This is a genomic window from Acidaminobacterium chupaoyuni, assembly GCF_047936785.1.
GTDB lineage: Bacteria > Bacillota > Clostridia > Oscillospirales > Butyricicoccaceae > Acidaminobacterium > Acidaminobacterium chupaoyuni.
In genome coordinates this window covers 196,595-219,043 of record NZ_CP176394.1, presented here as the reverse complement: position 1 = coordinate 219,043, position 22,449 = coordinate 196,595, and the positions used below count along the sequence as shown (strand labels likewise).

25 protein-coding genes and 1 pseudogene are annotated in these 22,449 nt (G+C 51.1%); 6 read left to right on the top strand and 20 right to left on the bottom strand.

The features are described 5' to 3' along the window. Positions 1–28: 28 nt before the first annotated feature. From mobP3 to ACJA3I_RS01015, 18 genes are all read right to left on the bottom strand, one after another. On the bottom strand, positions 29–2,653 hold the full coding sequence (gene mobP3, locus ACJA3I_RS01100) for a MobP3 family relaxase (protein WP_458862925.1): 2,625 nt from the start codon (positions 2,651–2,653) through the stop codon (positions 29–31). Positions 2,654–2,656: 3 nt separating this feature from the next. After that, a complete protein-coding gene (locus ACJA3I_RS01095) occupies positions 2,657–3,070 on the bottom strand; it encodes a hypothetical protein (protein WP_458862924.1) in 414 nt (137 codons plus the stop codon). Positions 3,071–3,471: 401 nt separating this feature from the next. Beyond that, positions 3,472–3,894 carry a hypothetical protein gene (locus tag ACJA3I_RS01090; RefSeq protein ID WP_458862923.1) on the bottom strand — a complete coding sequence of 141 codons (423 nt, stop codon included), beginning with the start codon at positions 3,892–3,894 and terminating at the stop codon, positions 3,472–3,474. A gap of 135 nt (positions 3,895–4,029) precedes the next feature. Next, complete coding sequence (locus ACJA3I_RS01085; protein WP_458862922.1) at positions 4,030–5,049, bottom strand: hypothetical protein; 1,020 nt, start codon at positions 5,047–5,049, stop codon at positions 4,030–4,032. After that, complete coding sequence (locus tag ACJA3I_RS01080; RefSeq protein ID WP_458862921.1) at positions 5,042–5,332, bottom strand: DUF6103 family protein; 291 nt, start codon at positions 5,330–5,332, stop codon at positions 5,042–5,044. Before ACJA3I_RS01080 ends, ACJA3I_RS01085 begins: the two co-directional genes overlap by 8 nt. Before the next feature lie 14 nt (positions 5,333–5,346). Beyond that, positions 5,347–5,721 (bottom strand): DUF3846 domain-containing protein, encoded by a 375-nt coding sequence (locus ACJA3I_RS01075; protein ID WP_458862920.1) that lies wholly within the window; start codon positions 5,719–5,721, stop codon positions 5,347–5,349. Then, positions 5,718–6,914: a hypothetical protein gene (locus ACJA3I_RS01070; RefSeq protein ID WP_458862919.1), complete on the bottom strand. Its 1,197-nt coding sequence runs from the start codon at positions 6,912–6,914 to the stop codon at positions 5,718–5,720. Before ACJA3I_RS01070 ends, ACJA3I_RS01075 begins: the two co-directional genes overlap by 4 nt. Next, complete coding sequence (locus tag ACJA3I_RS01065) at positions 6,914–8,734, bottom strand: VirB4 family type IV secretion system protein (RefSeq protein WP_458862918.1); 1,821 nt, start codon at positions 8,732–8,734, stop codon at positions 6,914–6,916. Before ACJA3I_RS01065 ends, ACJA3I_RS01070 begins: the two co-directional genes overlap by 1 nt. A 102-nt stretch (positions 8,735–8,836) precedes the next feature. Next, positions 8,837–9,424 carry a hypothetical protein gene (locus ACJA3I_RS01060; protein ID WP_458862917.1) on the bottom strand — a complete coding sequence of 196 codons (588 nt, stop codon included), beginning with the start codon at positions 9,422–9,424 and terminating at the stop codon, positions 8,837–8,839. A 3-nt stretch (positions 9,425–9,427) separates the two neighbouring features. Continuing rightward, positions 9,428–9,685, bottom strand: a complete 258-nt coding sequence (locus ACJA3I_RS01055) for a hypothetical protein (RefSeq protein WP_458862916.1) — start codon at positions 9,683–9,685, stop codon at positions 9,428–9,430. 59 nt (positions 9,686–9,744) lie between these two features. Next, positions 9,745–10,059 (bottom strand): 4-oxalocrotonate tautomerase, encoded by a 315-nt coding sequence (locus ACJA3I_RS01050; protein WP_458862915.1) that lies wholly within the window; start codon positions 10,057–10,059, stop codon positions 9,745–9,747. Between the two features lie 109 nt (positions 10,060–10,168). After that, positions 10,169–10,648, bottom strand: a complete 480-nt coding sequence (locus ACJA3I_RS01045; protein ID WP_458863808.1) for a DNA cytosine methyltransferase — start codon at positions 10,646–10,648, stop codon at positions 10,169–10,171. Between the two features lie 98 nt (positions 10,649–10,746). Then, positions 10,747–11,235 carry an HD domain-containing protein gene (locus tag ACJA3I_RS01040; RefSeq protein WP_458863807.1) on the bottom strand — a complete coding sequence of 163 codons (489 nt, stop codon included), beginning with the start codon at positions 11,233–11,235 and terminating at the stop codon, positions 10,747–10,749. 83 nt (positions 11,236–11,318) lie between these two features. Further along, positions 11,319–11,498: a ferredoxin gene (locus tag ACJA3I_RS01035; RefSeq protein WP_458863806.1), complete on the bottom strand. Its 180-nt coding sequence runs from the start codon at positions 11,496–11,498 to the stop codon at positions 11,319–11,321. A gap of 30 nt (positions 11,499–11,528) precedes the next feature. Beyond that, the gene (gene hcp, locus ACJA3I_RS01030) at positions 11,529–13,160 is read right to left on the bottom strand and encodes a hydroxylamine reductase (RefSeq protein WP_120152629.1); all 1,632 of its coding nucleotides are present in this window, start codon (positions 13,158–13,160) and stop codon (positions 11,529–11,531) included. Between the two features lie 21 nt (positions 13,161–13,181). Further along, complete coding sequence (gene rd / locus ACJA3I_RS01025; protein ID WP_120152628.1) at positions 13,182–13,346, bottom strand: rubredoxin; 165 nt, start codon at positions 13,344–13,346, stop codon at positions 13,182–13,184. A gap of 21 nt (positions 13,347–13,367) precedes the next feature. Further along, complete coding sequence (locus ACJA3I_RS01020) at positions 13,368–13,682, bottom strand: cupin domain-containing protein (protein ID WP_458862914.1); 315 nt, start codon at positions 13,680–13,682, stop codon at positions 13,368–13,370. Between the two features lie 16 nt (positions 13,683–13,698). Further along, positions 13,699–14,403, bottom strand: coding sequence for an ATP-binding protein (locus ACJA3I_RS01015; RefSeq protein WP_458862913.1), 705 nt, complete (start codon positions 14,401–14,403; stop codon positions 13,699–13,701). Positions 14,404–14,518: 115 nt separating this feature from the next. Here ACJA3I_RS01015 and ACJA3I_RS01010 point away from each other — a divergent pair, with 115 nt between their 5' ends. Then, the gene (locus tag ACJA3I_RS01010) at positions 14,519–15,178 is read left to right on the top strand and encodes a Crp/Fnr family transcriptional regulator (RefSeq protein ID WP_458862912.1); all 660 of its coding nucleotides are present in this window, start codon (positions 14,519–14,521) and stop codon (positions 15,176–15,178) included. Here the strand turns inward: ACJA3I_RS01010 and ACJA3I_RS01005 are convergent. Next, positions 15,173–15,808 carry a Crp/Fnr family transcriptional regulator gene (locus tag ACJA3I_RS01005; RefSeq protein WP_458862911.1) on the bottom strand — a complete coding sequence of 212 codons (636 nt, stop codon included), beginning with the start codon at positions 15,806–15,808 and terminating at the stop codon, positions 15,173–15,175. The two genes, ACJA3I_RS01010 and ACJA3I_RS01005, sit on opposite strands and share 6 nt — an antisense overlap. 106 nt (positions 15,809–15,914) lie before the next feature. Between ACJA3I_RS01005 and ACJA3I_RS01000 the strand changes: the two genes are divergently transcribed. The 5 genes from ACJA3I_RS01000 (at position 15,915) to ACJA3I_RS00980 (ending at position 20,499) form a co-directional block, all read left to right on the top strand. After that, the gene (locus ACJA3I_RS01000) at positions 15,915–16,397 is read left to right on the top strand and encodes a permease (RefSeq protein WP_128742635.1); all 483 of its coding nucleotides are present in this window, start codon (positions 15,915–15,917) and stop codon (positions 16,395–16,397) included. Continuing rightward, positions 16,394–17,116, top strand: a complete 723-nt coding sequence (locus ACJA3I_RS00995) for a permease (protein WP_302306202.1) — start codon at positions 16,394–16,396, stop codon at positions 17,114–17,116. Before ACJA3I_RS01000 ends, ACJA3I_RS00995 begins: the two co-directional genes overlap by 4 nt. A gap of 130 nt (positions 17,117–17,246) precedes the next feature. Then, on the top strand, positions 17,247–18,494 hold the full coding sequence (locus ACJA3I_RS00990; protein WP_458862910.1) for a tyrosine-type recombinase/integrase: 1,248 nt from the start codon (positions 17,247–17,249) through the stop codon (positions 18,492–18,494). Next, positions 18,491–19,468: a tyrosine-type recombinase/integrase gene (locus ACJA3I_RS00985; protein ID WP_458862909.1), complete on the top strand. Its 978-nt coding sequence runs from the start codon at positions 18,491–18,493 to the stop codon at positions 19,466–19,468. The genes ACJA3I_RS00990 and ACJA3I_RS00985 overlap by 4 nt, the downstream gene beginning before the upstream one ends. Next, positions 19,462–20,499 (top strand): tyrosine-type recombinase/integrase, encoded by a 1,038-nt coding sequence (locus ACJA3I_RS00980; RefSeq protein WP_458862908.1) that lies wholly within the window; start codon positions 19,462–19,464, stop codon positions 20,497–20,499. The genes ACJA3I_RS00985 and ACJA3I_RS00980 overlap by 7 nt, the downstream gene beginning before the upstream one ends. Positions 20,500–20,661: 162 nt before the next feature. Here ACJA3I_RS00980 and ACJA3I_RS00975 read toward each other — a convergent pair. After that, positions 20,662–22,447 (bottom strand): annotated as a pseudogene (locus ACJA3I_RS00975) (DNA cytosine methyltransferase). Positions 22,448–22,449 lie beyond the last annotated feature (2 nt).

The window sequence follows — 22,449 nt, the reverse complement described above, 5'->3', positions numbered from 1 at the left end:
GTGCCGCTCATTTCATCTGAAGCGATTATTACATTGTCATTTCCTGTTCGTGATCGTCCCGCTTGTGACCCTGGGCTATTTTCTTCTCCCGCAGCTTCCGCAGGAGCTTGCGGTCGAGCTTAACGCCGGGGCCGGTTCTCGGTGCGGGAGGCGCGTCACTGAACACCCGGCTCATGTGATGCAGCAGCCTCGTCGCCGCCATGAAGATGGACGGATCACGGAAGCTGTCTATGTGGTCAAGGAAAAACTGAGCATAGACATTGCCCTGCGCCGCCGAGAGCGTGAACCAGCCCACGGCGGCGTCTTCGTCCTTTTGCACACCCTCGCCGGTGAGATAGAGCTTGCCGAGGGCATATTGGGCGTACTCATCGTTCTTCTCCGCGGCGGCCGTCATCCACCTGATGGCGGCGGCCGTGTCCTTGGGGATATCCTCGCCGGAGAGATACAGCCTGCCGAGCCGGTACATGGCAAGGTCGCTGCCCTGGTCGGCGGCGAGCTTCAAAAGCCGGAGCGCCTCGGGGATGTTTTTTTGGATGCGGTTTCCCTCGGCATAGAGCTTTCCCAGCGCGTATTGGGCGAAGGGGTTCCCGCAGTCGGCGGCGCGGCGCAGATAAGCGACAGCCTCCCGCACACGGATGGGCGCGGAGCTTTCGTCGGCGAGGATGTACTTCGCAAGCTGATAGGACGCAAAGGGGTTTCCCAGCTTTGCGGATTCCTCGAAGTATTCCAGCGCGGCGGGGATATCCTTTTCCGTGCCAACGCCGTTTAGGAGCATCCAGCCAAGCCGGTATTGGAGCTTATCGTCATGATTCTTCTTTTCGAGAGTTCGAAAGCCGGAGAAAGCCATGCGGAAATACTTGTCCGCTTCGGCGGCGTCCGGCGCTGTGCCGATCCCATCCCGCAGCATCTTGGCGAGAGAAAAGGCGGCGTATGGGAAGCCACTGTCAGCCGATTGCCGGTAGAGCGCCAGCGCCCGTTCAAAGCTCTGCTCCACGCCATGCCCATGATAGTAAAGCCCGCCGAGAGAGTATGCGGCGTATTTGTTCTCCGGCGCGGCCATGGAAAACCAGCGCGCCGCCGCTCCATAGTCCTGTTCCGTACCCAGCCCCGCCGCGTACAGCTTGCCGATACGGTATTCGAGATAGTCCCACGGTTCGGCCTGCTCCGCGGCAGTAAACGCCGCCAGAGCTTTTGCGTACCATTCATATGACAGCTCCGCGTCGGCTTCCACGCCCAGCCCATCCGCCAGCATCCGGCCGAGGTCGTGCATGGCGAGGGCGTTGCCGCGCTCGGCTTCGGATAAAAACAGGGCGTAGGCTTTTGCGAAATCTCTTGGCGTGTTGTCAGAGCCGTAGAGATATTTGCGCGCCTGCTTATACCGTCTGCTCCATTCCACGACGGGAGCGGCGTTGCGCTCCGGCTGTGCCGCGTCCACCGCTTCAACCGGCTCGGCATCGTCAGGAGGTACGGCGTTTGTATTCTCAGCCGGGAACAGCGCGTCGGCCTGCGGCGATTCCTCAAAGGTGAACTGCCGTCCCATGAGCTTCACAGCCTCCGTGACCACGGCGTTGCGGATCTGCTTGAACTCCTTCTGCTGGGAGAGCGGGAGCGGCGCGTCCGGCGTGTCGCGATAGGACGCGGTCACCTCGTTTCTCAGCTCATACCACAGGCGATAGGCTTCGGCGATACGCTCATCCCTCTCCAGCTCACCCACGATCTCGTCCACCACAGCTTTCAGCTTGGCCGGCAGATAGCCATACTGCTTTTTCCCCGAGAGGTATTGCAGACGGCCGGCGAGGTGCACCATGAGCTTCTCGATGCGTTCGTTCCGAAGGACACCGCTCTCCATGCGCTCCGTCAGCCCCTGCATGACTGTGCGGGCGTCTGCCACCAGTGCGTCCCGCCGCTGGGTCTGCGCCGTGTACAGCTCTTGGAGCTGCTCGGGGAAGATCCGTGCCACCAAGCCGGACTTGATCTGCTGGATTCCCTTTTTTGTGAGGAAGCCCTCGGAGGGGTCGGCGGAGTAGATGATCATGTGCGCGTGGGGATGATGTGACTCGTTGTGGAACGAAGCGTACCATCTGAGGTTCTCCGGCTTGATCTTGTAGCCCTTGGCGAAGTCGGAGGCGCAGGAGGACAGGAGCGTTTTCCAGCTCTCCGCGTCCTCGTAGCCCATGGCCGACGCATCCTCCCGCCGCAGGGACACGATGGGCGTCCACACATTGCCGGAGTGATTCGCCACCTCGTTCTGCACATGAGCGATCACCAGCTTGTCGCTGCCGCCGCTGAACAGGCCGTGCGCCCCGGAGCGAACAGCGCCGGGGCGTGTGGCGATGTAGTCCACATAGTTTTCCCGCTTGCCGAGCTGGTCGAGGTTCTGCTCCAAGGCAACTTGTATATAGTCCGAGGCGTTTTCCCGCGTCGGGTTCGCCAGAAAGTCTTCGTACTCAAAGCGCCGCTTGGTGAGCGGAAAGTCACGGGCGAGATTTGCGATGAGCTCTTTCTGCTTCACCGTAGCCGGGAGCTTGCCGCTCTCGTCCGGCGCGGGAGCGGCGCCGGGGCGTGTGGCGATGTACTTGACGAGATACGAAAGATGCGGCGCGTTCCCACCGCCGCCCTTGAGGTATGGTGAGATAAAGATGAGCCGCGGCATGGCTTAGTCCATATCCTCGCCCTGCTGGAAGCGGAGGTTGTCCTCGAAGGAGAGGCGGCCGTTGGTGCGCTTGACCTCCGCGATACACCGCGCGCGAAGCTTCTTGAGTTCATCGTCCCGCATCTCCAGACCGGCGGCGAGGATGTTTTCCATGATGGCGTTCTCCACACACAGCCGGAACAGGCTGCGGTTGATGTGCGCGCCGAAGCTGTCCAGCGTACCGCGCAGCAATTCCACCAGCGTCGGCGTGAGATACTCCGTGCTGTCCTTTGTCATGAGGTAGCCGGAGTAAAAGCGGATGGCCTTCTCGATATACTCATTCTGACTCTGGCTGTTGTCGTGCGGCATGGCCTCTTTCATCATGTGCTGTACCTCGGGCGTGAGACGCAGCGGAAATCTGTATTTTTCTTTTGCCATTGTGCTTCCTCCGTTTCAATAAAAAAGCCCGTGACGCCGGGGATGGCGCACGGGAAATCCTCTTATGGCTGTGCTTTCGGGCGGCGATGATATCACGGTTGACCAAATCTGCGAAAAATGACATCATGGCTCTATTCTCGAAAACCGTTCCCCGACCCGCATTGCGGGGCGGTGTGAAGCGAGGCGGCGGCGTTTTTGACGCCACCTCTTTATCCTGTACTCTTTTCGATAGGGGGGTTCACCCTTCCCGACAGCCCCCGACACGGCGTTCCAAAGGCGCGCAGGGGTACGGATGCCTCCCTTGCCCGAAAAGCGCCACACGGGGCGAACACAGGCGCAAGGCGTGGTGAACGAGCGAAGCCGTCCCAGCGTGTGGGACGGCCTTGTCGCTGTGACTGAGCTTAGTTGGCTGGAGCCATCCATGCCTGCTTTTCAGCCGGGGTCTGCTCAATCCAGTCCAGCAGGTTCTGCGTTTCACCGATTTCCTGTGCCATGTTAAACAGCGTTGTGCGCTCACCGCAGGTATCAAGCCGGATTGCTGTTTCGAACAAATCTGACTGAACATCAAGGATTTCCAACCCCGACCAGTTCGCCAGCAGGGTGCGGTCGCTTATCATCTCATCGGGCAAGCCATCCGTCTGTCCTTTTCGGACATTCTCCAGTATTTCTTCAGTCTTCACCTGAGACAGGCCCCACGCCTTTCCGATGAGTTCAACCGTTCGCACATGGTTGCTCACGTCTGCGTCTTTACCGGCAAGCGCAATCATTGCACATGCCTCGCGCGAGATTTTCTCCTGTAATTCCATAGCTCTAATTGTATCCATTCTTCAACTCTCCTGTCTATTTGTTTTTGGCTTTATCAGCCTTGTCAACACAATGCCACAATCCGCGATGGAAAGCTATTCACCAACACCAACGAAAAAGTCGGTGCACAAAATACAAAGATGTAAAATTGCAACCTACATCGTCGGCTCCATCGTTGGGGATGCGTCCTCGGCCATGCGCTGGACGGAGTAATTGGTCAGCGTCATTCCGGTCTGCTTGAGGCAGTAATCATCCATGGCGCGGCGCAGTACTTCTTTTTCAGCGGCGTTGAGCGTGTAGGTCATTTCTTCAGGGTTGTCATCGCCCTTCCACAGCACGATACTCAATTCGTCACAAACCTGCTGAGACTCCATGTCGTAGTTGGCGTAGACATTCAGATAGTCGTCATTTTCGCTGGTGCATACATTCGTCCCGAACACCGCATCCACATCGAAGGCACAGTCCATATAGAAATTGAGCTTGCCGTCATCTCCGATGATTTCATCTGAGAAGGAAATGTTGCGGGAGCTGAGATGCCCTGCCGAGGTGATACCCTTGCCGCTCAGACGGTTCAGCAGGCGCTCGTACTGTTGGTCAACGGAGAGCAGATGCTTTCGGGTTGCGTGATAGGCTGCGGCGGATACATCGCCAAGGGCAAAGGTTTTCCAGCCGTCCATGATATTGACAGCGGAGAACTCCCGTTTGTCGAAATCAATATCGAACACGCCGGTGACCTTGCCGGTGTTCTCCATGCGAATGCCTACCAACTCGTCGAACCTCTCTGTGGAGATCTCAGTTGGGTGCAGGAACATTTTGTCGAAGCTGGAGGGCTTTGCCGCAGGCTCCGCAGTCAGATACGAGCGCACCTTTTTCGCCGCATCCAGCAGTTCGAGACCATTGTCTACGGAAAAATACAGGCTCTGCCCATTCTCCGTTACATGGAAAGCACAGACGCAGCGGCGTTCTTCCGCCAGCCGCTCGGCGGCGAGTCGTTCCGCTTCGATGGCGTTGTTGATATCGGTGCGCTCCTGCGCCGGGACATACTGACGATACAACTCATCGAAGCGGGCCTGCATGACCGTTTGCGTATCTGTGCCGCTCTCTGCCATCACGCGCTCCAGCGCCGCCAACCTGCGTCTGTCCATCCACAGTTCGAGAGAAATATCGTCAGCCATTTTGTTCGACCTCCTTTACCGGCGCAACAACAGGAAAAGAAGGCTTTGGCTCTGTTGCCGCCTTCTTAACTGCGGGCCTCGACGGACGCTTGGACTTGGGCGCGGGAGGTGTACTCCTGCTATCAACATATTCTCGCAACGCTTCCGGTACTGTATTCTCATAAAGATCAAGGAGCATCTTTTCGACACGCTTCTGCGCGGTAGTATTGTCTTTACTGAGAGTGAAATCCAGAGCTTTCAACTTTTCCTCATCGAATGAGATAGTGATATTTATAGTGCTCAAAATAATTCCTCCAGTCAAAATGTGATAAAGCGCATGAAGGGCTCGGCGTTGGGTTCGTGCTCTGCGAACTGTTCCGGTTGCACGAAGCGTTCCTGACAGTTATCAATTTGTGAATCTGTTAGGGAGATAAAGTCGCCCTCACCATCATCGCCAACAAGAAAGAATGGCCCACAAATGATGTCATCTCCGAGCCGTCGATTCATTTCCATGCCGTTGAGCTTGCCTTCCTCATTGCAGACAAGTACCACTGCGTCATCCATATAAACGCATTCCATCAGACCAGCAACCTCTGCCTGAAGACTGGTGAGGTCTGAGCCGATTTCTTTTACCTCCGGAGGCTTGCCGGGTTCTACGCACAGGACTCGCAGTTTTCTGTTTTCTTCACTCATCGTATTTCCTCCACAGTAATATAGTTGATATACGGGATCTCCAGCCATGCCGTCCAGCTCCGCTCCGAGAGCTGCGTCTTGACTACGCCGTACTTGGTTCCCATGGCTTCGATGACCTCGCCGTTTCCGATGTAGACGCCGATATGTCCACTGTGCCATACGGCCAGCCCCGGTGTGTCGGGCATGCAGGACATATCCCCCTTGACTGAGGCGTTTTCGTACATGGAATCCGCGCCGATGTCCGGCATCCCGTTTGTGCCGTAACCGATGCTCATGTCGCTGACGTCCAGCCAGCCATAACCTTTAATCAGTCCAACGCAGTCTGTGGTGCGGCCGCCGAGCCAATTCTCGCGGATGAAATCTGCGTAGTTGCCCACGCCCTCCGGGTACTGCTCCAGCTTGTACGCAAACAACGAATCGGTGAGGACGGAACCATATGTGCCCCACACATACCCCCAGCCGTTTTCCCACGCGCTCACGGCGTAGGCCACAAGGTCGAGATTGTTTTTGGTTGTAGGATCTGTGAACGCCGAGACATCCAGCTCGATGCTGGTTCCGTCGCCCCGCAGATATGCGCCGGAGAAGGTATCGCCGCCGCTCTGCGTCCGAAGCATGATCGCTGTGACATTTTCACGCACAGCGTCAGTGATGCTTACGCCCATGACGCTCTGGATGTTGGCGTAGGCAGTTTCGAGCGGGAGGGGAACGGCCACGGTGTAGGTGTCGTTATGCTCCACGCCGTCATCGTCCATCCATGTATTGGTGCGCTGCTCATAGGTGACAAAGCAGTCGGCGAACTGCGCGATACCCACTTCTGTTGGATTTTCAGCGCCGAAAAACAGAGAATAAAAAATGGCCTTGACCCGGTGAGAGTCAAGGCCGTTACCGTTCTCGGTCATAGCGTTGATGGATGCGATGTTGCCCTCGAGGATGGCGAAGCTGGCTCGAATATCCTCGATATGCTGACGGTATGCCTCTGGCACCTCGCCGGCGATCATACCGCCGTAATACGAAAGCTCCAGCGCCTGCACATTGTGGTCTGCGCCGCCCGACATAAAACTGCAGATGATAACGAGGAGCAGGATGAGCGGAGAGAGGATCGCCGCAATAATCCAGCCAGCAGTTTTGCGCAGCTTTTCGTTAGTGAGAACGGTTGCGGCAATTTTGGCTGCCGCTGCCGCAGTGAGCGCCATTACCGTCCACCAGCCTTGCCGAACAGCTTCTCTTTATATGCCGGGGCGTGAACGGCGAGGTTGTATCGCTCGTTGCCGCACTTATACAGGCATACGCCCCGCTGGGGGAAGCGGATGAGGTTGTACTCGGATTCTTCAAGCTGGAGCGTATCCATATAAAACCGCTTGTCGATCTGGCCGGCATTGAACAGGAATGCGTGGGTCGGGATGCTGAACAGGGGCTTGGTCAGCTCGGCGATGCCGGGGATGGCAAAGTCCTCAAGGTTCTGACTGGCGAGGATCACGCTGGACTCCTTCTTTCTGACCCGCTTCATGAAGTTTCGGATATACTCGATAGCCGTCAGATTGGTGAGAAACAGATACAGCTCGTCTATTGACGCGACGGTGTTTCCCTCGGTCAGCAGTTTGTCCGACATGAAGGACAACACATTGAACAGCAGGGCGTTTCGCACGTTCTTGCTGGCCTGGAGCACGCCCTTCACCCCGAACACGATAAAGCGGTCGCTCTTTATGTTCGTGCGTCCGTTGAAAAACTTGCTTTCGGCGCCCTGGCACATGGAGTGGAGCCCCAACAGAATATCCTGCAGCAACTCGGCTGTGTAGAGTTGGTATTTCGATTCGTCGTAGCCCTTGTATTCAGTTTCGATGAGCTCGTACAGATCCGAGAGGATGGGGTAATCCTCGGGCTGCATTCGACTGAAATTGGTGCGGTCGCTGATGCCCCACTTGGCGTAGAGCTTGCCCAACATGATCTCGATGGCGTCGATATGCCGGTCATCGAAATCCTTGTAGCAGCGAAAAAAGTCCTTGAGAAATGAGATGTGCTGGGAGAGCTTCGTCCTCTGCCGGAACGCCTGTGGAGCGTCCATGTCCCCGCCGCCATCCTCATCCCATGACTTGGGCTGAATGGGGTTGATGAGATATTCCCCGGACATGAGGTCGGTGAAACACCCACCGCAGTTCTCCGCGAGGTCGATATACTCATGCTCGGGATCGAGGCAGAGAACATTCTTCCCCGACTCGAGGAGATTGCACAGCAGGAGCTTGAGCAGATAGCTCTTGCCCTGGCCGCTGTTGCCCAGGATAAGACAGCAGGGGTTGGTTTTATCGTCGTCACGCTTGTCCAGATCCACGAGGATGTTGCTGCCGAACTTATCCCTGCCGATATAAAAACCGTGGGCGTCCGTCTTGCCGGAATAATTGAACGGATAGAGATTGGCGACGGAGCTGGCCGGCAGGACGCGCTCGAACTGGCTGCCGAAGGCGTTGTACCCGCTGGGGCCAACGCAGAGGAAGCCCTGCTGCTGGCGAAGCAGGAGCCGGTCGACGTTGAGCTTGCTCCGCACCAGCTCGGTGAGGATGTCCGTTTGGAGGAGCTTGAGCGCGTCGTAATCATGAGCGATGAGCTCGACGTAGACCGCGCAGTGGAGGAGCGGTTCGCGATTGCGGTGCATGCCGTTGACCAGCGTCACCACATCCTGCAAATTGCTCTCGGCAGTGACGGTCTGCTGGAGGTCGTTGGTGTTGGATTTGCTCATGCGGTTCTTATTGGCCGCATTGTGGATGATCTTTTTTTCCTCGTTGGGCGTGACCTGACGGGTGTAGATGCGGAGCGTCACACCGTCCTTTTCTCCGAGGTGGCGGAGGATTGCCTGCTCCTCAGTGGCGGTGGGATACTCTCTGAGCGCCCAGACGCATCGGAAGGTGTTGCCACAGATGATGTGGTCGGTACTGAACTTGATGACGGACGGAGCGATCATGTCAAGGAAGTCCTTTGACTTCGCCTCCGGCGCCGTCGTTCTTTTTCTGCCTTTAGCCATAGGGGTTATCTGCCTCCTTCTGCCGAGGGAGCCCCTATGCCGCATGACCGATGGGATACTCCCACGGCCATGATTTAGTTTATTGATGGATCTTGATACCGATTATTCTCCGAGAATCACCCAACGCTCACCGTCGAAATCCTCGTAGACTTCTGTAGTCACGTTCTGCTCGTAATAGACGCCGAGAAGCCGCTTGATATCGAAACTGTCAGCGCGTCGCACGGTGAAACCCTGATCTTTGAGGGATTTCTCGATGCGGGAGAGATAAGGGAACAGCTCCGACTCTTTTTCATCCTTGAGTCTGATGATGATAAGGAACTCACGGGCGGTCGCCATCTGTACCTGAAGGCGGTCGAGGTTGGATGCGTCCTGCTCCAGCAGCTTTCGGATGGGCGGGAGATTTTCCGCATCAATGCGCTCTTTGAGATATCGCTTGTTATCTTCAAAGTTCTCACGGCTATTGATGCAGAGCATCTCCAGCTCGGTCATGCCTTTGAGGACGGTCATCAGCGCATAGATCCGAGCTGCGACGCTGGCATCAGACAGGACGCTGATGTTGGTCGGCTTGATAGAAAAAAAGACCAGCTCCCCGTGAGCGGTCTGCAGGCTGTAATCGGTGATGCCGTCGATGGCAAGGAGCTGCCGGGTCGACAGCTTCTCCTTCGCGGCTTTTTTCTCTTTTCTGCCCATAGGCTACATCCTCCATTCGTAGACCTGCGGCTTCCCGAAAAAGAAGCCGAAAGCGTTTTTTATGAAATCCAGAATGCTGGTGCCCTCAAAGCGGATGGCGAGAAAGGCGTATACCGCAGTCATGACAATAGGAACGGCGAAATGGAGTTGGGCCAGCGCAAAAACAGAAAGCAAAAGGCCTACGCCGACAATACCCACATCCCGCAGTTCCCACAGCCAGAGCGTCGCCTTGGCCTTGAGGTTATCGGGGTAGATATACAAATGATCACCTCCAAAAAGTTAGGGGCCACCTCACGGCAGCCCCAATGATTTGTTGTTCTTTACTCGATGCCCGCATCATCCAACGACTGCTGGATAAGTCCCAGCACGAACTCCTTTTGACTGACCTTGTGGCCGGTGCGCTCGGATTCGCTGTCGAGGTAACGCTTCAGCCTCTGGAAGAGTTCCTCGGAGATCTGGAATGCCATTGTCCTGTTTCCATCCATTTTCTTTCCTTCTTTCTGATAATCATAGTATTTTGTGATAAGTTCTGTAATGTACTGGCTCAGCGTTTTGCCTGACTGCTCCTGTTCAGAACGAACTCTGGCGTGCAGAGATTCTGGAATCTGCGCGCAGAGGTTCTTTGTGCTCTCCATGTTGGTCGCTCCTTTCTTTGATTTGCAAGCACAGTATAGCGAGAAGATGAAGTAATAGCTATTACCAACTCCAACGAAGAACACCAGCAAAACGAAGCATATTATAGATTTATCTTGCCGTGCGAAGGACAGCGGCAATGCCCTGTAACACAAACTCCACGCAAGGAATCGCCACACTGTTGCCAAGAGCTTTGTAGCGGGCGCTGTCTGAGGCGTCTGGTATGTCTGTCCAGCCGTCAGGAAAGCCCTGCAGTCGTTCACACTCTAAAGGTGTCAGGCGGCGAATGAGGCTGGTCCGTTCCACGATACACTTATCCTCACTGACAAACTGGTTGTTAACTCCCTTGTGGTCAGTATATCCAATCGTTCCAACTGCCTGCTGATAAGTGGGCTGACAGACAAGGTCGGTGGCATCTTTGTGCTGGCGAGCACTTTGGGTGCTGGCAATATCCTCGTCCTTAAACACATCCACTCTCTGACGAGAAAAAACTGCGTGATGGTCTAATCCCGAAGATTGAGTTATCCCGATGTTGTCAGGTAAGGGTAGGGCTATTTGTTGAGAATCAAGTATTTTCTCTTCCGTTGTCATCATAAAACCTCCAGATAATAGATTAAAAGCGGCCTGACAGTTCAATTCTGCCAAGACCGCTTTTTTCGATTCATACTAATTGTTGATTTAATTTTCCTTTATGCATATATTGCGTTTAGAATAGCTTTACCACTCAATGTTTTAAATATTTTACTCCCGACACTGTGAACGGAGTCATTCGACATATTATCCTCATAAAAATTAACAAGAAAGTCCGCCTCAACCAGTATTTGATAATCGATTCCCTGAATGTCGGTATAGGTATGATGATGCGCAATAAGCCAGCAAACGCGGTCAATAACACTCGATTCGATGCCTAACCCCTCCAGAAGCTTTTTTGCTTCAGGCGGACCTTCAATCTGCTGATAGTTCCCAGCGGAGCTGTAGTACTTTTTCTCGCTGTTTTTAATCCCAATGTCATGAGTAAGCGCCGCGATTTCAATAATCTCTTGCGTGCTTTCGTCTAATCCTTCCATCTCTCCGATTGTCTTGGCAAAACTATACACCTTCAGGAAATGGTTGATTCGCCGAACATCCCCGGCGTAATACGCGATCATAGCATTTATTACTTGCCCAATATGGTTCATTTTACACCCCTTGCCCTCTGAGAGTTCCAATTAAAGCACCCTTCTGAACTGCTAAAACCATTCAGAAGGGTGCTGATTCATGGCTATTCTACCGTGATAACAGAGACGGGACAGTTATCCCGCGCTTCTGCCGCCGTACCTTTCGCAGATTCAGGAACAGGGTCCGCGCAAATCTCCGCGCGTCCGTCATCGGCCATCCGGAATACCTCCGGACAGGTGGATGCACATAGCCCGCAGGAAATACAGCCTTCCCTGTCAATCATCGCTTTCATATACTGATATTCCTTTCTGAATCAGGCATTCATGAACAGTTTGATATCATCATCAACTGTTCCGACACCCGCAATACCGAATTTTTCAACCAACACCTTGGCCACATTGGGAGACAGGAAGCCCGGCAGCGTGGGGCCGAGGTGGATGTTCTTCACGCCCAAGTACAGCAAAGCCAAGAGAACGATGACGGCCTTCTGCTCGTACCAGGCGATATTGAAAGCAATCGGCAGCTTGTTAATATCGTCGAGTCCAAACACCTCTTTGAGTTTCAGGGCAATGACCGCCAGAGAATAGGAGTCGTTGCACTGCCCGGCGTCCAGAACTCTCGGAATACCGCCGATATCGCCCAGCTTCAGTTTATTATAGCGATACTTCGCGCAGCCCGCCGTAAGAATCACCGTGTCCTTCGGGAGCTTCTCCGCAAACTCGGTGTAGTATTCTCTGGACTTCATACGTCCGTCACAGCCGGCCATAACAAAGAACTTTTTGATCGCACCGGATTTGACGGCATCGACGATCTTGTCTGCCAGAGCCATCACCTGATTATGGGCAAAGCCGCCGACAATGCTGCCAGTCTCAATTTCATCAGGTGCCGGAAGAGTCTTGGCAAGCGCGATGATCTCGGAAAAGTCCTTTTTGCCGTTCTCATCAGCTTCAATATGCTTGCAGCCGGGATAGCCGGTGGAACCCGTGGTAAAGATTCTGCCCCGGACCTCCTCGCTTCTGGGCGGGACGATGCAGTTGGTAGTAAAGAGGATGGGGCCATGGAAGGAGACAAATTCCTCAAGCTGCTTCCACCATGCATTGCCGTAGTTCCCGGCAAAGTTGTCATATTTCTTGAAAGCCGGGTAATAGTGGGCGGGCAGCATCTCGCTGTGGGTATAAACATCAACACCGGTGCCTTTGGCCTGCTCCAAAAGCTGTTCCAGATCGGTCAGGTCATGGCCGGAAATCAGGATCGCAGGATTTTTTCTGACACCGATATTGACCTCGGTGATTTCAGGATTACCAAACCTCGATGTGTTGGCCTCGTCCAAAAGAGCCATGACTTTGACGCCGTATTCGCCTGTTTTCAGCGTAAGCGCCACCAGATCATCGGCGGAGAGGGAGTCGTCCAGCGTTGCAGCCAGCGCCTCATAAATGAAGGTGTTGATTGCCAAATCTTCTTTCCCGATGTTTTTAGCATGCTCGGCGTAAGCGGCCATACCCTTAAGGCCGTATGTGATCATCTCGCGGAGAGAACGCACGTCCTCGTTTGCGGTTGACAGCACGCCGACGGTAGCGGCCTTTTCCAGCATGGATTCTCTTGAACTTACCGTGAAAGTGGCCGCATCATGTAAACCCGCAGAAGCATTAGAATTTCTGAGCTTGTCTCTTTCGGCGATCATTTTTATGATCTGCTTTTCAAGAGAGCCATCGTCGAAATTTGCGTTGGTGATGGTCATAAACAGGCTGCTGAGCACCTCATAGTTTGTCTCGCCGAGGCTTTTAACATCGAGCTTCCCTTTGATTACGATCTGCGAGATACCTTTGAGGGTGTAAATCAGAAGATCCTGAAGCTTTGCGACCTCTTCGGTTTTTCCGCAGACGCCGCGCACTGCGCAGCCCTTTCCTCCGGCGGTCTCCTGACACTGATAACAAAACATACTCATTTTTGCTTCCTCCTTTAAAATTTAGTCTTCAACAGGTTCAAATTCATCTTTACCTACAAAACAAATCGGGCACTGCCAATCATCGGGTAAAGCTTCAAATGCCGTACCGGGCGCGATGCCGCTGTCGGGATCACCAAGCGCGGGATCATAGATATACCCGCAGGGAATACACCTATACTTTTTCATCCGGGTTCCTCCTTCGCTTTCTCAGCTTTTCGGAGCGGGCGCCTTTACGACGATCAACTCCAGCGTTTCTTCATGCATATTTCTTACATTCATTTTGGTTTGAAACGGGATTTTCAGCAGAGTCCCGGCCTCGTACTCATGGATTTCCTGATCATCAAGGCCGATGGAGAGCCTTCCGCGAATGACGGTCATATACACGTTTGAATTGGATAAGTGCTCCGGCAGTCCCTCGCCCTTGTTGAACACCATGTGGAGGTAATGCAGGTTTTCGTCAAATATGACTTTTTCTATCGCTTTTTCATTGGTTCTGGACAGCTTATATTCTTTTTCTATCATTGCGCGTACCACCCTTTCAATCAAGTATTCTGCCATCGGTCGAAATCGTGACAACCTGCCAGGGAATCATTTTGCCGCTGTTTTGGAGCGCCCGTTTTACCGCGTTTTCAATTCCGCCGCAGCAGGGAACTTCCATCCGGACGACTGTAACGCTTTTTATGTTGTTGTTCCTAATGATCTCCGTGAGTTTGTCGCTGTAATCCCCTTCGTCAAGCTTGGGGCAGCAGATCAGGGTCACCTTGTTTCGGATAAACCTGTTGTGAAAATCTCCGTAAGCATAGGCCGTACAGTCGGCGGCGATCAGGAGGTTGGCGTCCGCGAAATACGGAGCGTTGACCGGCGCAAGTTTGATTTGGACGGGCCACTGTGACAGCTGGCTTTTGTTTTCACTGATATTTGGATAGACGGCCTCACACTCATTTTCCCGATGGATGGTTTTAGACTGTGTGCCTGGGCAGCCGCAGGCCAGCGTTTCTCCCTGTTTGTTCAGCTTGCTTTTTTTCACGGCGGCTTCGTCGTATTCCTTTGCTTCGCGTTCCTCAAAGCTAATTGCTCCTGTCGGGCAGGCTGGCAGGCAGTCTCCGAGACCGTCGCAATAATCGTCGCGGAGAAGCTTCGCTTTTCCGTTTACCATTCCGATTGCCCCTTCGTGGCAGGCTTTTGCGCACAGGCCGCAGCCGTTACATTTCTCTTCATCAATTCTGATAATTTTTCGAATCATGTTCCGTTCACCTCTTTTTCCGAGTGTGTTTCATCAGGTTATTGTTGACTTTATGTTTTGAGTTTACTATTCTTAAATCAATAAGTCGGTTGGAATTCCAACGAAAGAGGATTTTATGAAAAATTATTTGGATGTGCTGAAAACAGTACGATTATTCAAGGGTATTGAAGAGGCTGATTTACAGCCACTTCTATCGTGCCTGGCCGCGAAATCGGTTCGTTTTGAAAAAGCTCAAACCGTATTTTCCAGTGGCGAAAGCATCGAAAAATTCGGCATCGTTCTATCGGGACAGGTTCAGGTTGTTCAGGATGACTATTACGGAAACAGGAGTATCCTCGGAAAAATTGACATTGGAAATTTGTTCGGGGAATCCTTTGCCTGTGCGGAAATGAAAACGCTTCCGGTCAGTGTAATCACAACGACCGAAAGTGAACTTCTCTTTATCGACTGTCACAGGCTGGCCGTCCCATGCGCCAAGGCGTGTGGTTTTCACAGCAGGCTCATTCAGAATATGTTGAGTATCGTATCCATGAAAAACATATCGCTAACGCAGAAAATTGAATTCACCTCGAAACGCACCACTCGTGAAAAGCTTTTGGCCTACCTTTCGGCTGAGGCCAAGAAATCGGGAAGCAGTCACTTTTGCATTCCATTCAACCGGCAGGAACTTGCGGATTACCTTTCCGTCGAGCGCAGCGCAATGTCGGCTGAACTGTCAAAGCTCAGGGACGACGGCGTTCTGAAGTTTTACAAAAATCAGTTTGAGCTTTTATAACTGAATCGTGCGGTTATCAATTTCAATGATACCCTCGTCCTTCATTTTTTTCAGTTCCCTGAACAGCGACGGTCGTTGCACGCCCAAGTAGTCTGCCAGTTCTTTTTTGCTGAAAGGAAGGACGATTTTCGAAGAGCCTTGAATAATGGATTGTTGCCTGAGATAGTCCATTAAATTCTCACGCAGAGTTTTTTGGGTCAGCATTGTAATCCTTCGATTCATGCCTTGGGAATTCAGAGACAAAGATTTTATATACCGCATGACAAAGTGATAATCATGAAGAAATTCCATAACTGCGTCTCTCGATATATGAAGCACGTCGCAAGGTGTTACGCCGTAAATATTCAACGGATAGTTGGTGTTTTCTCCAAACAGCAAATTGGCTCCGATAATACTGTTTTTTTGAAACTCGAACATTGTAATCGCTGAACCGTTTTCCGACAATGAATACGCAACAAGCTTTCCTGATAAAACAACGTCGAGCACAGAACAGGCTTCATGCTGATGGTGTACCGTCGCGCCCTTCGAGTAATGCCTTACAAACAGCTGATTTTCCGTAACACATCTATCCAAAACGGCGGTATCCATTTCCGAAAGCAAGGGAATGTGCCGTATTTTCTCAATTATCATATAGACCGCTCCTTTTTGAATATTATAGCAAAAAGAAACATAGGTGTCTATTTCAATTGAATAATACCCTCTATAATCTGATCAAACAGATTATAGGAGGTATCACATGGATGTATTGACTTTGGCAATGTGGATCGGAACCGCCATATTCCTAATATTTTCTTTTGCCAAGGATAAGGGGAAAACAAAGCAGGCTCTCAAAATGGCGTTTGGCATGGGCAAAGGAATGCTGGGCAGTATTTTGTCCATTATTTTTTTGATTGGTTTGATCCTGACTGTATTCCCGCCTGAGAACATTGCCGAATTTGTCGGCAAGCAGTCGGTACTTTTGGCCACTGTTATTGCTGCTGCGTTCGGAGCAATTACCCTGATTCCGGCATTTATCGCTTTTCCGCTTGTCGGTACGCTTGTGCACGCGGGCGTGGGGATAGTTCCCTCCGTCGCTTTTCTGACAACGCTTACGATGGTTGGTATCGTCACATTTCCGCTTGAAAAGCGTGAGTTTGGCTTAAAATTTACCGCCGTGCGAAACGGGCTGAGTTTTCTATTTGCGATTATTATTGCACTTGTTATGGGGGTGATTGTATGAAGGTTCTGCGAAAAGCAAAAGAAAACCTGTTTATCCTGTTCATCGCGGCAGCTTACATTGCAATGTTTATTATTGACCAGAACATGGGGATTGCCTCTGTCAAGAACAGCTTCTATTACATAAAAGAAATGATTATGATCATGCCGGTCATATTTGTTTTGACCGCCCTCCTGGATTTGTGGGTTCCCAAGGAAAAAATCATGAAATATCTTGGAAAGGAAGCAAACGCAAAAGGCGTCGTTCTTTCTCTTGCGCTTGGAAGTATATCTGCGGGCCCAATCTACGCAGCGTTTCCTCTGTGCGTGATGCTGCATAAAAAAGGTGCTTCAGTCAGAAATCTGGTTATCATTTTAAGCGCTTGGGCAGTGATAAAAGTCCCGATGCTGCTAAATGAGCTAAAGTTTTTGGGATTTGAGTTTATGGCGATTCGCTGGGTTTTGACTGTCATTGCCATCGTTGTTTTTTCATGGATCACAGCGAAAATTGTAAAGGATGATGACCTGCCTCAGCTCAAGGCAAATCAGAGCGGCCCTTCCATCAACAAATCCGCCTGTATGGGGTGCTCTTTGTGTACAAAAAATTACCCAGAGTTATTTGAAATTCAGAACAAAAAAGCTTCTCTCAAAGAAATTAGCGAAGAGATCGATCAGGAGAAGCTTATGAAGGCAGTCAACTCATGCCCGGTCAAAGCAATCTCTTTTTCTGCAGATGAATATTAGCGACAACTGAATAAGGAGTTTAAACCTTCTTTTTACTCGCATGGTTTCAATAACTAAATATATTGAAAGCACCTCTATAATGAAGTTGACGGTTATCGGCCGACCCACAACATTATGGAGGTGCTTTGTTATGCAAAAAGAAATTGAACTAAAATGTCTTTGCGACGGACTGCTCGATGCGTTACGCGAGATGGGGCTGGGAAAATACAGCCTTCGCAACTATTACTATGAGGGCATGTGGCCTCTCATTAAGGCGTACCGAAAAGCCGGGAAAGAGTTATATGATCCTGTGTTTACAAACGAGGTGGTTCTTGGTATCCAGAAGCAATTTCAAGAAGGTCTTGTTGGGAATCACATAAGCATGCACGTTCGTAAGATGGCAGCATTGATGGAGGAATATTCTTTAAACCGTTGCATCGTGTGGCATAGAATAAAGCCTTGTCCCGCTATTCAGCTATCTGCCTATTATGAATACATCATACTGGGATTTAAATTTTGGGAAGAAGAACGGAAGGTGCGTACTCCTAAAGGAATCCAAAGTTTTGTCGGGATAGCGCGTAAATTTTTCAGATATCTCGAAATGAACGGGCATTCCTTACCCAAAACGATAACGCTTAAATTGGTCAGTGGATTTCTGCTGTTTGTTGCGCCGCAGCATAAAGGCAGTATGGAACGTGTATTAAGCGCGCTTAAGAATCTGTGTGAATATATGCTGGGGTGTACAGACTGCATTGATTTTAGACCTGCATTAATGGCGCGGCCGTCGCAGAGGAAAAAGCTGATGCCGGTATTTTCAACGCAAGAGGTTGTGGCGATTACAGAATCCGCAATGAAGTATTCCAGCTTGTCCAAGCGAGACACTGCTGTTTTTGCTATAGCGCAAAGTGTTGGCCTGCGTGCGATCGATATCGTAAACTTAAAATTAGTGAACATTAATTGGAACAGCCATGAAATCAGATTTTGTCAGCATAAAACCGGAGTGGAATTGGTACTGCCTTTGGAACCCGCAGTTGGAAACGCTATAGCGGACTATATTCTCAATGAACGTCCAAAAGCACAATCGGAATTTCTGTTTGTCAGAGCGCGATTTCCATACGGTGCAATGACCTCCAATGCGGTTGGTGATCGACTGAGATTCCATATGCGCAAGGCTGAGATGAACTACGCTTCGGGATGTCATAAGGGCTTTCATAGCTTTAGAAGATATGTGGCCACGCAAATGATTGATGGCGGAGTACCGATTGATACCGTAAAAGAAATATTAGGTCATACTCAAATTGACTCAATGAAACCATATGTCCGCATCAGTAAAAAGCGGCTACTTGTCTGCGCATTAGACCTTGACGGAATTGAAGTTACGCAGGAGGCACTTCTATGAGATATGACTTTACCGGAGCGTTCGCTCGATATATATGTGGTTTAATCGCACAAAAGCGTGCCTTCGGTTTCGATTATCTGGAAAGCGAACGTATTTTGTATATGTTTGAACGGTTTTGCCAAGAACAATTCCCTAACGAGACACAGATAACGCAGCAGTTGGTTCTAAAATGGGCCGAATGCCGGGACTGTGAACGGAATCTGTTTCGACTCAACCGAGTTTCCGTTATTCGTGAGCTTGCCAGATATATGAACGGTATAGGCATTGCGGCCTATGTCCTTCCGATGGAGCTGACGCGCAAGACCGAACGTCACATCCCGCACATCTACACCAAAGAGGAACTATCTACCATTTTTAGTGTGATTGACCAATGCCAACCATCAACCCGAACGCCAGCAAAGCACTTAGTTGTTTCCGTGATGTTCAGAATGATTTACTGCTGCGGATTAAGGCCAATTGAAGCTCGTCGCCTACGTCCGGAAGATGTTGATCTTAATACTGGCTGTGTAAAAATACTGGAATCCAAAGGTCATAAAGACCGCATCGTCATGCTTTCGGGCTCAATACTGGAATTGTGCCGCCGGTATTCTAAAAAAGTTGGGTTGATCTATCCGGGAAGAAGATTCTTCTTCCCCAGTCCAAGCAGTCGCGGAGAGGGGATGTATTCCCAAGAGTGGATCATTCCCACCTTCAGGAAATTTTTGATTGAGGCCGGACTATATCGCCATTGCGCAGGGAACGAACCCAGACTTTATGATCTCCGCCATACATTTGCCACACATCGTTTGTATCAATGGATGAAGGAAGGACAGGATGTCAATGCCTGTCTTGCTTATCTCAGCGAGTATATGGGACACAAAAATCTATCTGACACCGCCTATTACATTCATCTGGTGCCTGAATTTTTCCCACAAATGTCAGATCTTCACCTTGAAGATTACGTAGAAATGATTCCGGAGGTTGAGCGATGCTGATGAAAGACGAACGCTTTTTCAAAACAATTAAAAATTTTCTTGAGATATATTTACTCAAACAAAAAAACTACAGCAAAAATACGCAAAAATCCTATCGGGAATCATTGAGTCTCCTGCTTCAATATTTTAAGGAAGAACTTGGCCTTGGGTATGCTCAGATAGGTTTCGATGATCTGACTTATACAAATGTCTGCGGCTTTTTGGATTGGCTCACAGTTTCGCGGGAATGCTCACCTCAAACTGTAAATCTGCGCTTGATGGCGATCCGCTCTTTTGCGAAATATTCAAGCATTGTCGATCCGGCAAAGGTCTATTTCCAGGTCGAGTTAGCAAACGTACCCGTTAAAAAAGCCCACGGTAAGGTAGTGGAATTCATGAGTTTGCCTGCTCTCGAAGCATTATTTCTGCAACCTAACACTAAGAATACAACAGGTTTTCGGGATTTTTGTTTTATGATTTTAATGTATGACGTTGCCGCACGGTGTCAGGAACTGTTGGATTTGCGGATTGGCGATTTGGAATTGCAGCAAAATACCCCGTCTGTTTATCTTACAGGTAAAGGGACTAAAATGCGAAAACTACCCATTTCGACCAAAGTTGCTGGGCACCTGAAGAATTACCTTAATACAGCTCATCCTGCAATATCAAGGAAAGATGAGGATTTTCTGTTCTACACAATTTCTCATGGCCACAGAAACAAAATGTCTTCGGATGCCGTTTCTCTGTTTATGCGTAAATACGGAGAGACCGGTAAAAAAATGTGCTCAGAGATTCCGGATAGAGTTCACCCACACCAGCTACGCCATTCCAGAGCGATGCACTTGTATCGGGGCGGCATGCCTTTGGTTTTACTTTCTGAGTTTCTCGGACATGCCGATGTAAACACTACTCGGATCTACGCCTGGGCCGATACTGAAATGAAAAGGCAAGCCATACAAAAAATTACGGATAAATGTGAAGCCAATGCTACAATCGAGCCGATTTGGGAAAATGACGAGCAGATGATCAAGCGTTTGTATGGTCTTGCATAGTCTGTTGAAACAATATGATTCAGTCCAAAAGTGGCCGAGTCGGCATTAGCCTACCCGACCACTTTTAATATTATTATCTGGAGGTTTTATAATGACAACGGAAAAACACATACTTGATTCTCAACAAGTAGCTCCGCCCTTACCTGACAACATCGGGATAAGTCAACCCTCGGGATTAGACCATTTATCCGGACATCCAGATAAATGATCTGTTGCGGTCAGCGTGTAGGCAATGTCCTCCTGACAACCAAGGCCATTCCCGCCGTTTTGCGGTTGTCGGTCGATAGTATTGCCAGCAATGCAAATTGCCGCAGGTTCCTGCGAAACAAGCGGCACATTATTTTCCCCAGTGCCATATCGTGCGGACATAGTGGGAGCCACATCATGCGGGCCGGTATAGCGCGAGTCAATACCGTGATTCTCAAAAACGAGGGGCTGATGTCCGTGTTCCTGCGCTCGCAGAGTTCCAGTCTTATCCTCAGTACAGTGCATCTGCGCTCCACCCTGATCATTTAGGCAGAGAACTGTGGACATCATATTTCCGCTTGCCGCTCCTTTGAGCGTCGGAGCCAGTTCCGACGCATATCCGATTGTTCCAGCAGAGGAGCCCGCGCCTGCATTGAAGCCAGCAGTCATCACGCAGGGATATCCCTGCCCAGCCTGACCACCGCCTATACTGAGTGTGGTGTGCCGCTCAGCTGACAGGAACGCATCGCCATTCCCCTTTGTGACAACTCCTGCCGCAAACAAAAGTCCTGCGGGATTTCTCCCGTCGCCACCATCCGCTCCGGCCAGCGTAGGGGCTTTACCCTCTGGAGGAAAGATCCGCTCCTGCTGCGTATCCCATGGGGTTAGGCATCCCTCTGCGATAAAAGTCTGTTGTTTCATCCCCGGTTGTGTGCCCAAGGCACCAGCTTTATCATGGAGGTTACGCACCTCGTCACGCTGGTTGGCGGCAAAAGCGGTCGGCGTAATTACGCCGTTGCGTCCTGTGGACATCCCGCAATTGACGCCAAGCGTGGAAGATACATCTCCTGTCAAATCGCCATTGTAGCCGTCAAAGCCAGTCGGTTTGCCTGTGACGAAAGTCTGCATCTGCATGTTGCTGGTTGCCATGAGTGCGCCGGACACATCGCCGAGGTCGATGCCTTCATCACGCTGATTCATGTGGTAAGCACCTACTCCCACATGGCGGTCAGGCGGTGTGACGCCAGCCTGTATTTCAAGAGCTGCCTTGAGCTGAGATGGAAGCTCTTTCCCGCGCTCCCTCGCCCGACGCAGGATTCCCAAGCAGGCGGTCTTGCTCAAATAATATCTTTGGGGCACTGAGTCCTGCAAAATCTGCGACAAGAAAGATTCTTTTTCTTCGTTGGGCGACACCCCAGTATTGAGCATCGAGGCATCGCCACGCCAGGGAGAACACATCTCCCAATAAGATTCTCCCAGCAGATTCCCAGCGCCCGGAGTCAGGTCGAGGGACATGTATGCTGGGTGCTTTAATTCGGACGATTTCCTCCAAGACGATCCGGAAGTCCTCGCCCTTCGACTCTCCGCTGGAGAAGGCTCCCGGCACATTTTCCCAGACCATAAATCTGGGTCGAACAAATAAAGCTGCTCGACCATTTCTTCCGTCTGCATCTCTCATCTCCTTTACGATACGGCATTGCTCCATAAAAAGGCCAGAGCGGGCGCCGGCAAGACCGGCTCTTGCTCCAGCCACTGACAGATCCTGACAAGGACTGCCACCGCAGATAATGTCCACCGGTGGCAGCGTTGCACCGTCCAATTTTGTAATATCCCCAACATGAACCATATCGGGGAATCGCATTTGTGTAACCTCGATGGGGAAGGCTTCAATCTCGCTGGCCCATATGGGTGTTATTCCATTGCGGATCGCTGAGATTGGGAAGCCTCCGATTCCATCGAAAAGACTTCCCATTGTCAGCATGG